This is a genomic window from Halobacillus hunanensis, assembly GCF_900166655.1.
GTDB classification, from domain to species: Bacteria; Bacillota; Bacilli; order Bacillales; family Halobacillaceae; genus Halobacillus_A; species Halobacillus_A hunanensis.
Genome location: NZ_FVZB01000007.1, coordinates 1,052,391 through 1,065,226, shown reverse-complemented (window position 1 = coordinate 1,065,226; position 12,836 = coordinate 1,052,391). Strand labels below are relative to the sequence as shown.

The following is a 12,836-nucleotide window of genomic DNA, read 5'->3' as shown; positions in this document are numbered from 1 at the left end:
ATTTAGAATGATTATCATTAACACTTTATAATTATTTTAATTTGACACTCGTTCTGTCTCTGCTTATAATGAAATTGGAATTACGAGGGAGGGACGAACGAGATGGAGCATCGCATTGAACGTATAAAGAAGCAATTACATTCCCAAAGTTATAAACTGACGCCACAACGAGAAGCCACAGTGAGAGTGCTTCTGGAAAATGAAGAAGATCATTTAAGTGCCGAAGACGTTTACCTCCTCGTAAAAGAGAAAGCGCCTGAGATTGGTCTTGCTACGGTATATCGTACCCTAGAATTACTTTCTGAGCTTAAGGTTGTGGATAAAATAAACTTTGGTGATGGAGTATCACGCTACGACCTTCGTAAAGAAGGGGCTGAGCATTTTCATCATCATCTCGTCTGTATTGAATGTGGATCTGTAGAAGAAATTGAAGAGGATTTATTGGGTGATGTAGAGAAGTTGATAGAAGGGCAATGGAAATTTCAAGTTAAAGACCATCGTCTAACTTTTCATGGGATTTGTCGTGTCTGCCAGGAAACTGTTATACCTGCAAACAGTTCTTCTTAAGTGAATGAAATTGAATCCAATGAAGCCGCTATGAATCTATCTTTATAGCGGTTTTACCTATTTAGGTCGAGGTATGACGATCGCTTGGGGAATCGTAAGGTTCATTGACGTTCCTGTGCCTTTCTATTTACAAATAAATAAAAATCATGTAGGTTTGAAGTATAGATGGAAATCTTATGTATATTTGCATTGATTTTAGGCATACCCTGTTATAAAAGGTTGTACAATAAGGGGGACAACTATGTCTAAGATCAAACGAAGCTTTCAGGATTTAATAAAGGTTCTTATTGTATTTACTGTATGTACCTGTGTTTTTTATGCAGCCATACGAATGATACATCAGGAGTATGAGCGGCAGCACCGTTATGATCCGCCTGACGGTACAGCTGTTAAGGTTGCCAGTCCACTAGAATCAGAATGGACAGATCGGCTTTCAATTTTCTTTCGATTAGGAGAGTAGGAGCATGAAATTTGCTTTGGAGGATTTCTATCACTTTTTAACTGTAGAACGAGGATTATCTCCAAATACGATACAGTCTTATCAACGGGATTTACAACAATACCAAACTTTTTTACAAACGAAGGAAAATATAACTGATTGGGACTATGTTTCTCGTGCTCATATCATGAAATATTTGTATGAACTAAATGACAAAGGTCGTTCGTCTGCAACACTAGCACGTTTGCTTTCTTCGATTCGGCTCTTTCATCAGTTTCTGGTTCGGGAAAAAGTGTCTAATCAGGATCCCAGCTTACATATAGAGACACCGAAGAAGGAGCGCAGACTTCCTAAAATTCTTTCTTCAGAAGATGTAGAGAAGCTTCTGAATATAAGAGCTCATGATCCGCTGTCATCCAGAAATAAGGCAATGCTCGAAATGCTTTATGCCACAGGATTGCGTGTCACAGAGCTTATCACATTAAAAGTAAGCGATCTGCATTTAACCATGGGGTTCGTTCGCTGTATGGGAAAAGGGTCTAAGGAGAGGATCATTCCACTTGGTGAACTCGCTAAAGCAGCTGTAGAAAGTTACTTGGATAGTTCGCGAGGGAAATTGGTTAAACACAAAAAGGTTGACGAGTTGTTTGTCAATCATCATGGAAAACCATTGTCAAGACAAGGATTTTGGAAAATATTGAAAGCGGTTGCTGTTGAAGCGGGAGTCAATAAAGAAATAACCCCGCACACTTTACGTCATTCGTTTGCTACTCATTTACTTGAAAATGGCGCCGATTTACGAGCTGTTCAGGAAATGCTTGGACATGCGGATATTTCAACGACTCAAGTTTATACACATGTTACCAAAACAAGGCTTAACGATGTTTATCGCTCGTTTCACCCACGGGCGTAATCTTTTTTGTTTTTAGTTGTCTGACATCCTACATCTTTATTTGGTAGATAGTTTTGCGCGAAGTTGAGACAATAAATTTCAGGAGGTATGACATAATGAAATCATTTAAAAGAGTATTTTTAATTGTTATGGATTCAGTTGGAATTGGTGAGGCACCAGATGCTGGCGAATTCAATGATAAAGGGGCCCATACTCTCGGACACATTGCCGAACATATGAATGGGTTAACCATGCCGAATATGGAGAGACTGGGGCTTGGAAATATTGCACCAGTTCAAGGAATTAACCAGGTGAGCGCTCCAACTGCACATTATACAACTATGGTAGAAGCCTCGAACGGAAAGGACACGATGACAGGACATTGGGAGATCATGGGGCTGTATATCGATCAGCCATTCCGTACTTTTCCAGCTGGTTTTCCTGATGAACTGCTCGATAAGATCAAGACTAAAACAGGACGCGGGATTGTTGGAAACAAACCAGCTTCAGGAACTGAGATTATAAAAGAATTAGGGGAGCACCACTTAAATACAGGCGATCTAATCGTTTATACTTCCGCTGATTCTGTTCTGCAAATTGCTGCCCATGAAGAGGTAGTTCCGTTGGAAGAACTTTATGAAATTTGTGAGTACGCACGTGAATTGACTAAAGCTGATGAATATATGGTAGGGCGGGTGATCGCACGGCCATTTATCGGTAAACCAGGGGAATTTGAAAGAACGTCAAACCGTCATGATTATGCTTTAAAGCCTTTCGGAAGAACAGTTATGAATGAGTTAGAAGATGCTGATTATGATGTCATTGCCTTAGGCAAAATATCTGATATTTATGATGGAGAAGGTGTCACTGAAGCGATTCGCACAAAACATAACATGGATGGCATGGACCAGCTGGTTGCCTCTATGGACCAGAACTTTACTGGTTTAAACTTCTTGAACCTAGTGGATTTCGATGCTAAGTTTGGCCATCGCCGCGATCCGAAAGGTTATGGCGAGGCACTTGAAGCCTACGATGCCCGTCTTCCAGAAGTGCTCAATAAGCTTGATGATGACGATTTATTAATTATTACTGCTGACCATGGCAATGATCCTATTCATCATGGTACAGACCATACAAGGGAACTAGTACCATTGCTTGTTTATCACAATCGTATAAATGAGGGGAAAGAGCTTGAACAACGTCAGACATTTGCTGATATCGGGGCAACGGTCGCAGAGAACTTTTCAGTTGACATGCCGAAGCATGGAAAGAGTTTCTTAAAAAATATTCAGTAGGGGGAGAATCAATGATGAGACAAGAAAGTCAAGAAGCAGCAGCATTTATACAGGAGAAGGTAGAGGTTGAACCAACAGTAGGGCTTATTTTGGGGTCAGGATTAGGCGTGCTTGCCGATGAAATAGAAAATCCAACCATGATTTCATATAAAGAGATCCCGCATTTTCCAGAATCAACTGTATCCGGCCACAAAGGCCAGCTGGTCATTGGCCAGCTTGAAGGCCGTCAAGTTATCGCTATGCAAGGGCGGTTCCACTATTATGAGGGATATGATATGAAGCAAGTAACATTTCCTGTTCGCGTCATGAAAGAACTAGGAGTGGAAACATTGTTTGTTACAAACGCAGCGGGTGGAGTAAATCAATCATTTGAGGCTGGCAACCTAATGGTTATCACTGACCATATTAACAACATGGGAGACAATCCGTTAATGGGAGTTAATGATGAAGAATTAGGCCCCCGTTTTCCTGACATGTCTGAAGCTTACGATCGTGCATTAATTCACCATGCTGAGCAAAGTGCTGAACGGCTAAATTTGAACATTCAAAAAGGCGTTTACGTAGGAAATACAGGTCCTGCTTACGAAACGGCAGCTGAAGTTCGGATGATCCGCACCCTTGGAGGAGATGCAGTTGGTATGTCAACCGTTCCGGAAGTTATTGTAGCGAATCATATGGGCATTCGAGTTCTGGGCATTTCCTGTATCTCGAATATGGCTGCAGGGATCTTAGATCAGCCTCTAACCCATGATGAAGTTATTGAAACAACTGCCAAAGTAAGAGAGGACTTTCTCGGGTTTGTAAAAGATTTACTAAAAACATTACCAGCATAAAAATAGGGGTGGACAATATGAGAATGTACGACATCATTGTAAAAAAAAGAGATGGTGGAGAGTTAACCAAGCAGGAGATTGATTACTTTATTGAGGGATACACGAAAGGGGATATTCCTGACTATCAGGCGGCTGCTTTTACTATGGCCATTTATTTTCAAGGAATGACACAGGAAGAGACCGCCACCTTAACTCAAGCGATGGTAGATTCTGGGGAAACCATTGATCTCTCGGCGATAAATGGCCATAAGGTGGATAAACATTCTACAGGGGGCGTTGGTGATAAAGTTACCTTTATTGTCGGCCCCCTCGTAGCCTCAGTCGGTGTGCCTGTAGCTAAAATGTCGGGTCGTGGGCTTGGTCATACAGGAGGTACCCTTGATAAACTGGAATCCATTAAGGGTCTGAAGATTGAAATGGAAAAGGAAGAATTTATTAACAACGTAAATGAACATAAATTAGCTGTAGCTGGTCAAACCGGGAACCTTGCCCCTGCTGATAAGAAATTATACGCGCTCAGGGATGTTATAGGCACGGTTGATTCATTGCCGCTCATTGCTGGCTCGATCATGAGTAAAAAATTAGCCTCCGGAGCAGATAGCATTGTGCTTGATGTTAAAACTGGCAGTGGCGCTTTTATGAAAACGCTAGAAGATTCTGAGTCACTTGCTCGTGAAATGGTGAATATCGGTAACAATCTCGGCAGAAATACAGTTGCTGTAATCAGTGATATGAACCAGCCGCTTGGATTTGAAGTAGGGAATGCTAACGAAATCAGAGAAGCGGCTGAAATCCTTCAAGGGGAAAAGGTAGAAGATTTAAGAAAGCTATCTTTGGAATTGGCTTCTCATATGACGGTTCTCGCTGAAGTCTTTTCAAGTTACGAAGAGGCTTACGAAACACTAGAGGAAAATCTAGAAAATGGGAAGGCGTTCGAGGCCTTTAGAGGCTTTATTCAAGCCCAAAATGGCGATCTGTCTATGGTGGATGACTTAACTAAACTGCCTAGTTCCTCACACCACATTGAAGTGACCGCAGAACAGAATGGATATATAGCTGAAATTGATGCAGAGTCTATTGGTGTAGCAGCCATGTATTTGGGTGCTGGACGGTCTACCAAAGATGATTTGATCAATCACGGTGTCGGAATTACACTAAAGAAAAAAATCGGTGACCAAGTAAAAGCAGGCGAAACATTAGTGGTTCTTCATAGTGATGATAAGAATCCTGATTCATCGATCAAAAAAGTTAAACAAGCTTATGTGATCTCGGATAAAAAAGTAGAAGCTCCTCAATTGATTCATAAAGTTATCAAATAACGACAATAAGTTATAGGTAAGAACCCTAGCCATCTCGGCAGGGTTCTTTTTTACGTCCTATATACCGTATAGAAGTGTTCATACAGGGAAATATAGGAACACTTAAAGAAGAAGGTGGGAAACATATGAAACGATTGCTCAGCTTACTAATATGTATCACTGTTTTAGGAGTGTTGTATACACCAAGCTACGCACACGCAGAGGAAACAGCTGAAGATCTGGTTAAATCGGCACCATCCGCTATTTTGATGGAGAAAAACAGTGGAATGACGTTATACGAAAAGCAGGCAGACAAAAAATTGCCCCCAGCCAGTATGACCAAAATTATGACTCTTCTCCTGATCATGGAGGAGCTTGAGAAAGGTAATATTTCATTAGACGAAAAAGTCACAGTCAGTGAGAACGCAGCATCGATGGGAGGATCCCAGATATTTCTTGAAGCTGGGGAAGAAATGACTGTCAAGGATCTTATCAAAGGCATTGCCATTGCCTCTGGGAACGATGCAAGTGTTGCTATGGCTGAACGAATTGCCGGCAGTGAAAAAGCTTTTGTCAAACAGATGAACAAAAAGGCAAAAAGTTTGGGATTGAAAAATACTCACTTTGAAAATCCGACAGGCCTTCCTGCAGAAGGACATTATAGTACGGCAAGAGACATGGCCGTGATGGCACGAGAACTGTTATTACATGAGAAGATTACAGAATATACGAGCACCTATGAGGATTATTTACGTAAAGGACAGGAAAATGAATTTTGGCTCGTGAATACTAACAAGCTGATTAAATCATACCCTGGAGTTGACGGATTAAAAACAGGTTATACAGATAAAGCAAAATACTGCCTTACAGCTTCTGCGAAGAAAGGTGATCTTCATATGATTGCCGTTGTTATGGGAGCTGAAACTCCGAAGAAACGTAATGCTGATGTAACGAGCATGCTCGATTACGGGTTTAGTCAGTATGAAGGGGTTCAACTTTTTGCGAATAATGATGTTCTTCATTCAGTGAAAACTACGAGAGGGACACCAAAAGTCCTACCTCTAGCACCTGAAAAAGATGTCGTCGTCCTAAAGAAAAAGAATCAACCAAAAGGAAATTATAAAGCAACACTTAAGGTTCGTAAGTCACTAGATCTGCCAGTCGAAAAAGGAGATCACTTCGGATGGGTTGTAATTACAAATAATGGACAGGAAGTAACAAAAGTCAGATTAGAGGCTACAAAGCCGATTACGCGTGCAAATGTTTTAGAGTTGTTCGAACGCTCTTTCAGAAATTTGACGAGTTTTCAGAAGTTTTAGCGATATGCCACTAGTATTGTTTTGAAGAAGGAAAAAGCAAAGAAATCTACGAAAGACTTAAGTGACTCTAAAAGATAGAGGAGGAAGAGAACTTGAGTCTTCATGTAGATTTTGCTGTAATAGAGAATGTGCTGCTCGTCAGGTTAGCTGGAGAACTGGATCATCACGAGGCGACAAGTCTTCGTGAAGAATGGCAGGCACAGCTTGCCCAGAATAATGTAGGGAATGTAATTGTTAATTTAGAAAAATTATCGTTTATGGACAGTTCTGGTCTAGGTGTCATGCTTGGACGATATAAAGAAATTCAGGCAGCAGGCAGTGAAATGGTGATCTGTTCCATTTCTCCAGAAGTGCGCAGGTTATTTGATCTTTCCGGAATGTTTAAAATCGTTAAATTGGTTGACAATGAAGACTTTGCTTTGCAGATGCTGGGGGTGGCGTCATGAAAAATCATATGAAAATCGAGTTTTTAAGCGTTAGCCAAAACGAATCGCTCGCACGAATTTCTGTAGCTGCCTTTATTAGTCAAATGAACCCTACTATGGATGAGCTCACCGACATAAAAACAGTTGTATCAGAAGCTGTTACGAATGCGATTATTCATGGTTATGAAGATAAACCTGATCAAACCGTAACTCTCGAGTGTGCGATGGAAGATGAACAGATCGAAATCATCATTAAAGATAATGGGATTGGAATGACAGATATCGAACAAGCCCGAGAGCCCCTCTTTACTTCGAAACCCGAGTGGGAACGATCAGGTATGGGATTTACCATCATGGAGAATTTCATGGATAGAGTCGAAATCAAATCAGATGAAGGGGAAGGCACGACCATCCGGATGGTAAAACAACTCACGTCAACAAGAGCACTGGCTAATTAGGGCGATGAGTATGAAAACAGATATTACTAAAGAACGTCTATCCGATAAAGAAGTAAGGGAGTTAATAAAAAAGAGTCAATCCGGAGACCAAGAGGCAAGGCATTATTTAGTTGAGCGCAATACCAGGCTTGTATGGTCGGTTGTGCAACGATATTTAAGGCGAGGTTATGACCCTGATGATTTGTACCAGATTGGCTGTATTGGCTTATTGAAATCAGTCGATAAATTTGACCTTAGTTATGAGGTGAAATTTTCAACGTACGCCGTTCCTATGATTATCGGTGAAATTCAACGGTTTATTAGAGATGATGGTAGTGTGAAAGTCAGTCGAAGTTTAAAGGAAACGTACCATAAAGTGCGTGGAAAAAAAGAAGAGCTGTTGAAGGAATTAGGGAGATCTCCAACGGTAAATGAGATAGCGGATTCTCTCGATCTCACGGCAGAGGATGTTGTTCAAGCAGAAGAAGCGGGCCGGTCCCCTCAATCCATTTATGAAACGGTCTATGAAAGTGAAGGTGATCCGATCACACTTGTGGATCAGATTGCTGAAGAAGATTCCCACTGGTTTGAGCATTTAACACTCCATGATATGATGAATAAACTTGAAAAACGGGAACGCTTAATAATTTATTTGCGTTATTTTAAAGATCAAACTCAGAGCGAAGTTGCTGAAAGATTGGGTATATCCCAAGTACAAGTCTCAAGATTGGAAAAGAAAATTCTTGAGCATATGAAAGAAACCATGAATGAATAAATAACTTTTGTCTATAAGTTAAAGAAAAAAGTTACGCTTTCGTGCGTAGCTTTTTTTGTATGATTCTTTTTATTTCACACATACTAACAAAAGAAATCTTTCGGGGGAGGCGTACAACAAATGGCTACTCCTGTATATATCCGAATGAGGCAGTCAATTCGTGTCTCAACCAATCATGTAGTTCGTGTCAAAGATGTGGCAAAGGTGGCCGGTTCAAGCAGTTATAAGCAAATCATTGAAAGTATGGCCATTTATAGCATAAAGGAGAAGGATAAAAATATTGTCATCATTGATATTCATCCTTTAATTGAACTTATTCTCCAGCGATTTCCTCATATTGAACTTGAAATCTTAGGACCGAATCAATGCGTGGTTCATGTAGACAAGAAGCCGGCGAAGAAACCTTCTCTAATCTTAATTGCCGCAATTTGGTTACTTCTGTTTATAGGAGCTGCCATGACGATTATGAACTTTCATTACGATGTCAGTATGGAGGATGTTCAACAAAAGCTGCATTTCATGTTAACAGGGGAAGAGAAAGAGCACCCTCTGTGGATTCAGGTCCCTTATTCTATAGGATTAGGGTTGGGCATGATTTTGTTTTTTAATCATTGGTTCCATAAGAAATTCAATGAGGAGCCTAACCCTATGGAAGTAGAAGTATTTAAATATCAAGAAGACTTGGATCACTACGTAGCCATAAATGAGAATAAGGTGGAGAAAGATGAGGATCATTGAAGCGGTTATTGGACTTGCGTCCGGTTTTGCTGTAGGAACAGGATTTGTAGCCTTTCTGACCGTTTTAGGTGTAGTACCACGTTTAATGCAGCTTAGTCGTTCTATATCTAAAATTCGGTGGTACGAAGGAGCAATCTTGACTGGTGTCTTTTTCGGGATCTACCTATCTTTTGGTGACCTTTCCATTAGCATTCCTATTATTGGACTGATCATCTGGGGGTTGTTTCATGGAATATTTATTGGTTTACTGGCTGCGGCATTAACAGAGGTTATTAATGTGTTTCCCTTGTTGTTTAAACGGATTGGAGTGGAAGTGTACTTGTTCCCCCTGCTTATGGCATTTGCCTTAGGTAAAATCGCGGGCTCTCTATTTCAATGGGTGATTTTTGTACGTTAAAAGGAGATTAAATCATGCAATCATTTGACGCTAAAAATTACAAGCAACAAAGTAAGGATTATCAACCGAAGCCCCCTTATTTTATGAATTGCTTAAAAGCTTTTATTGTGGGGGGCTTAATTTGTACTTTTGGACAGCTTTTATCGGAAATGTATATATCCTGGTTCGGCTTTAGTGAAAAGGATGCAAGTAATCCAACAGTTGCTACGATGATTCTCCTAGCCTCTCTTGCAACAGGGTTTGGGGTATACGATCGTTTAGGACAATTTGCCGGGGCGGGTTCAGCTGTACCTATTACTGGGTTTGCGAATTCCATTACATCGGCTGCTTTAGAACACAAGAGTGAAGGTATTGTACTGGGGATCGCAACAAATCTTTTCAAGCTTGCTGGCTCTGTGATTGTTTTTGGGGTTGTGGCAGCTTACGTGTTAGGGATTATTCGATATTTCTGGCATTTGCTATTTTAGGAGGAATGACGTGTGGGACAAGCAGGGAAACAAACTTGGACATTCGCTAAACCTGTTTATATTCAATCGACAGGTACTGTCGTCGGACCGCTTGAAGGAGCAGGTCCACTAAAAAGTTTATTTGATTTTAGCTTTGATGATTTGCATTGTGGCGAGGCAAACTGGGAACTCGCAGAACGAAAATTAATGTCAGAATCTGTAAGATATTGTCTGCAAAAAGCGGGGATCGATCAAACGGATATCGACCTTTTGTTAACAGGCGATTTATTGAATCAAAACGTAACAGGAAACTACGTAGCAAGGCAACTTGGAATTCCTTTACTTGGGATGTTTGGGGCTTGCTCAACTTCAATGGAGACTCTTGCGCTGTCGGCAGCGTTGATTGAATCTGGCTATGCTAAACAGGCTATTGCAGCAGTCAGTTCACACAATGCTACAGCGGAGAGGCAATACAGGTACCCAACTGAATATGGAGGACAAAAACCGAAAACAGCTACCTTTACCGTGACTGGGAGCGGTGCTGCTCTTGTATCTACTCAACCATCCCCGATCCGGATAGAGGCAGCGACTATCGGGCGAGTTATGGATTATGGAACAAACGATCCTTTTGACCTCGGGTCAGCGATGGCACCGGCGGCGTGGAGCACCATTAAAACTCATTTAGAGGATATGGGACGCATGCCTTCTGACTATGACGTGATTGCGACGGGGGATCTATCGAGTGTGGGAACACCTATTGTGAGAGATATGCTGAAGAATGACGGTTATGATGTAGATGAAGTCCATAATGATTGTGGACTTATGGTTTACCATAGTGATCAGCCAGTTTTTAGCGGAGGAAGCGGCTGTGCTTGTTCCGCTGTTGTTACCTATTCAAAATTAATAGATGACTTAAAGCAAGGGAAGTATAAGCGCATTCTTATTGTTGCAACGGGTGCTTTAATGAACCCGATGATGATTCAGCAAAAAGAAACAATTCCCTGTATCGCTCATGGTGTTGTACTTACGAAGGAGGATAACTGATGGAATTTTTTTGGGCTTTCGTCGTTGGAGGCGGAATATGTGTAATTGGCCAGCTGTTATTTGATGTTGCTAAATTAACTCCTGCTCATGTTATGTCCTCCTTTGTAGTGGCGGGTGCCGTCCTGGATGCCTTTGATTTGTACGATAATTTGATTCGGTTTGCAGGTGCCGGAGCGACTATTCCTATCACGAGCTTTGGACATTCATTGCTGCACGGGGCAATGGATCAAGCGGATGATCACGGTTTTATTGGTGTAGCGATTGGTATTTTTGAATTAACGTCAACAGGAATTGCAACTGCGATTTTATTTGGATTTTTAGTAGCTCTTATTTTTAAACCTAAGGGGTAGTAGAAGCAACAAGGAGTTGAGACGATGTCAAACCCGACTGAACAAGAAACACCGATTGTCATGAAGCTTGAGCAAAATAGAAAGCTGATGAATGAACGGATCGGTGTAAACACCTCTTTTGATGTAGGCTTTAGAAGTATAACTATTCTAGGTCATGAAATTAATTTATATTATGTTACAGGGTTATGTGATACGTCGTATATCATTCAGATATTACGCCAGCTCAATGAGCTGGATGATGAAAACCAAGGTAAAGATGAGGCATTTCAATCTATCCATGACGAATTAGTTCATCAACAGGTTGAACTTACCCAGTCGATTGATACGTCTATTACCAGGATACTATCCGGATTGATCGTCATATTTGTAGAAGGAGCATCAGAAGCCTTTATCATAGATGTGCGTTCCTACCCTGGGCGTACCCCAAAGGAGCCGGATACTGAAAAGGTTATTAGGGGTTCAAGAGATGGTTACACTGAGAATATTGTAGAAAATACCGCACTTACCCGCAGAAGAATTAGAGATGAACGTTTACGGTTTGAGATGTTACAAGTGGGGAAGCGTTCAAAAACCGATATATGTATAGCCTACATCAATGATATAGTCGATCCGGGTATCGTAAAGCTGATTAAGGAAGAAATGAAGAATATAGATACAGACGGTTTATCGATGGCAGATAAATCGGTCGAGGAATTTTTAGTGCGACAGGGGTATAACCCTTTTCCGCTCGTACGTTACACGGAAAGGCCTGATGTGGCTTCTGCTCACTTATTTGAAGGACATGTTTTAATTATGGTGGATACTTCACCCAGTATGATCATTACACCTACCACATATTTCCATCATGTTCAGCATGCAGAAGAATATCGTCAGTCACCAATGGTAGGTTCATTTGTTAGATGGGTCCGTTTTATCGGAATACTTTTTTCTGTGTTTTTATTGCCATTATGGATGTTGTTTGTCGTAAATCCAGAATTACTGCCAGAAAGCTTATCATTTATTGGACCGACTGAAGAATCCACGATTCCGATCATCATTCAGTTATTAATTGCTGATTTAGGCTTAGAAATGCTAAGGATAGCGGCAATCCATACACCAACACCTTTATCAACAGCTATGGGTTTAATAGCTGCCGTCTTAGTTGGACAAATAGCGATTGACGTCGGGATGTTTGTCCCTGAAGTTATCTTGTATATAGCCTTAGCTGCCATTGGTTCTTACTCGACTCCAAGTTACGAACTATCTGTAGCTAATAAAATGGCACGTGTTGGTTTAGTGCTTTTTACGGCTATATTTGGATTACCCGGATTTGTTGTAGGTTCCACGGCATACGTACTATTGCTAGCTAGAACAAAATCATTAAGCACACCTTATTTGTGGCCTTTTCTGCCATTCAATGGAAAAGCGCTTATGCAAGTATTGATTCGTATGTCTGTACCGCTTTCTAAAATACGTCCGAGTATTGTTCATCCTCAAAATAACAGGCGTAAAGGATAAGTGCCGTGAACGAAAGAGCAACATGCCGGTCCAGTTCATTGCCAGTGTTCTAAAGTTGTGATAAATTTAAAATAATTTGAAATG

Annotated in this window: 16 protein-coding genes; all 16 read left to right on the top strand. The window is 40.9% G+C overall.

Annotated elements, in window-relative coordinates:
• The first annotated feature begins 102 nt into the window (after nt 1–102).
• The 16 genes from fur to B5354_RS18040 all read left to right on the top strand — a co-directional run bounded on the left by fur (nt 103) and on the right by B5354_RS18040 (nt 12,752).
• Nucleotides 103–567, top strand: a complete 465-nt coding sequence (gene fur, locus B5354_RS18115) for a ferric iron uptake transcriptional regulator (RefSeq protein WP_079530193.1) — start codon at nt 103–105, stop codon at nt 565–567.
• A 241-nt stretch (nt 568–808) separates the two neighbouring features.
• Nucleotides 809–1,027 carry a YqzK family protein gene (locus B5354_RS18110; protein ID WP_079530192.1) on the top strand — a complete coding sequence of 73 codons (219 nt, stop codon included), beginning with the start codon at nt 809–811 and terminating at the stop codon, nt 1,025–1,027.
• 4 nt (nt 1,028–1,031) lie between these two features.
• Entirely contained in the window at nt 1,032–1,919 is an 888-nt protein-coding gene (gene xerD, locus B5354_RS18105) for a site-specific tyrosine recombinase XerD (protein ID WP_079530191.1), read from the top strand.
• A 95-nt stretch (nt 1,920–2,014) separates the two neighbouring features.
• Complete coding sequence (gene deoB, locus B5354_RS18100) at nt 2,015–3,193, top strand: phosphopentomutase (RefSeq protein WP_079530190.1); 1,179 nt, start codon at nt 2,015–2,017, stop codon at nt 3,191–3,193.
• Between the two features lie 11 nt (nt 3,194–3,204).
• Nucleotides 3,205–4,026: a purine-nucleoside phosphorylase gene (locus B5354_RS18095; RefSeq protein ID WP_079530189.1), complete on the top strand. Its 822-nt coding sequence runs from the start codon at nt 3,205–3,207 to the stop codon at nt 4,024–4,026.
• Nucleotides 4,027–4,043: 17 nt separating this feature from the next.
• On the top strand, nt 4,044–5,345 hold the full coding sequence (locus B5354_RS18090) for a pyrimidine-nucleoside phosphorylase (protein WP_079530188.1): 1,302 nt from the start codon (nt 4,044–4,046) through the stop codon (nt 5,343–5,345).
• Between the two features lie 125 nt (nt 5,346–5,470).
• Nucleotides 5,471–6,643: a D-alanyl-D-alanine carboxypeptidase family protein gene (locus B5354_RS18085; RefSeq protein ID WP_079530187.1), complete on the top strand. Its 1,173-nt coding sequence runs from the start codon at nt 5,471–5,473 to the stop codon at nt 6,641–6,643.
• A gap of 92 nt (nt 6,644–6,735) precedes the next feature.
• Nucleotides 6,736–7,089, top strand: a complete 354-nt coding sequence (gene spoIIAA, locus B5354_RS18080; protein WP_079530186.1) for an anti-sigma F factor antagonist — start codon at nt 6,736–6,738, stop codon at nt 7,087–7,089.
• On the top strand, nt 7,086–7,526 hold the full coding sequence (gene spoIIAB, locus B5354_RS18075) for an anti-sigma F factor (RefSeq protein ID WP_079530185.1): 441 nt from the start codon (nt 7,086–7,088) through the stop codon (nt 7,524–7,526). The genes spoIIAA and spoIIAB overlap by 4 nt, the downstream gene beginning before the upstream one ends.
• A 10-nt stretch (nt 7,527–7,536) precedes the next feature.
• On the top strand, nt 7,537–8,280 hold the full coding sequence (gene sigF, locus B5354_RS18070; protein WP_079530184.1) for an RNA polymerase sporulation sigma factor SigF: 744 nt from the start codon (nt 7,537–7,539) through the stop codon (nt 8,278–8,280).
• Between the two features lie 120 nt (nt 8,281–8,400).
• Nucleotides 8,401–9,018 (top strand): stage V sporulation protein AA, encoded by a 618-nt coding sequence (locus B5354_RS18065; protein WP_079530183.1) that lies wholly within the window; start codon nt 8,401–8,403, stop codon nt 9,016–9,018.
• Complete coding sequence (locus B5354_RS18060; protein ID WP_079530182.1) at nt 9,005–9,415, top strand: stage V sporulation protein AB; 411 nt, start codon at nt 9,005–9,007, stop codon at nt 9,413–9,415. Before B5354_RS18065 ends, B5354_RS18060 begins: the two co-directional genes overlap by 14 nt.
• A gap of 14 nt (nt 9,416–9,429) precedes the next feature.
• The gene (gene spoVAC / locus B5354_RS18055; RefSeq protein ID WP_079530181.1) at nt 9,430–9,882 is read left to right on the top strand and encodes a stage V sporulation protein AC; all 453 of its coding nucleotides are present in this window, start codon (nt 9,430–9,432) and stop codon (nt 9,880–9,882) included.
• A 12-nt stretch (nt 9,883–9,894) separates the two neighbouring features.
• On the top strand, nt 9,895–10,905 hold the full coding sequence (gene spoVAD / locus B5354_RS18050; protein WP_079530180.1) for a stage V sporulation protein AD: 1,011 nt from the start codon (nt 9,895–9,897) through the stop codon (nt 10,903–10,905).
• Nucleotides 10,905–11,255 carry a stage V sporulation protein AE gene (spoVAE, locus tag B5354_RS18045; protein ID WP_079530179.1) on the top strand — a complete coding sequence of 117 codons (351 nt, stop codon included), beginning with the start codon at nt 10,905–10,907 and terminating at the stop codon, nt 11,253–11,255. The genes spoVAD and spoVAE overlap by 1 nt, the downstream gene beginning before the upstream one ends.
• Nucleotides 11,256–11,279: 24 nt before the next feature.
• Nucleotides 11,280–12,752, top strand: coding sequence for a spore germination protein (locus B5354_RS18040; RefSeq protein ID WP_176142533.1), 1,473 nt, complete (start codon nt 11,280–11,282; stop codon nt 12,750–12,752).
• The last annotated feature ends 84 nt before the right edge of the window (nt 12,753–12,836 follow it).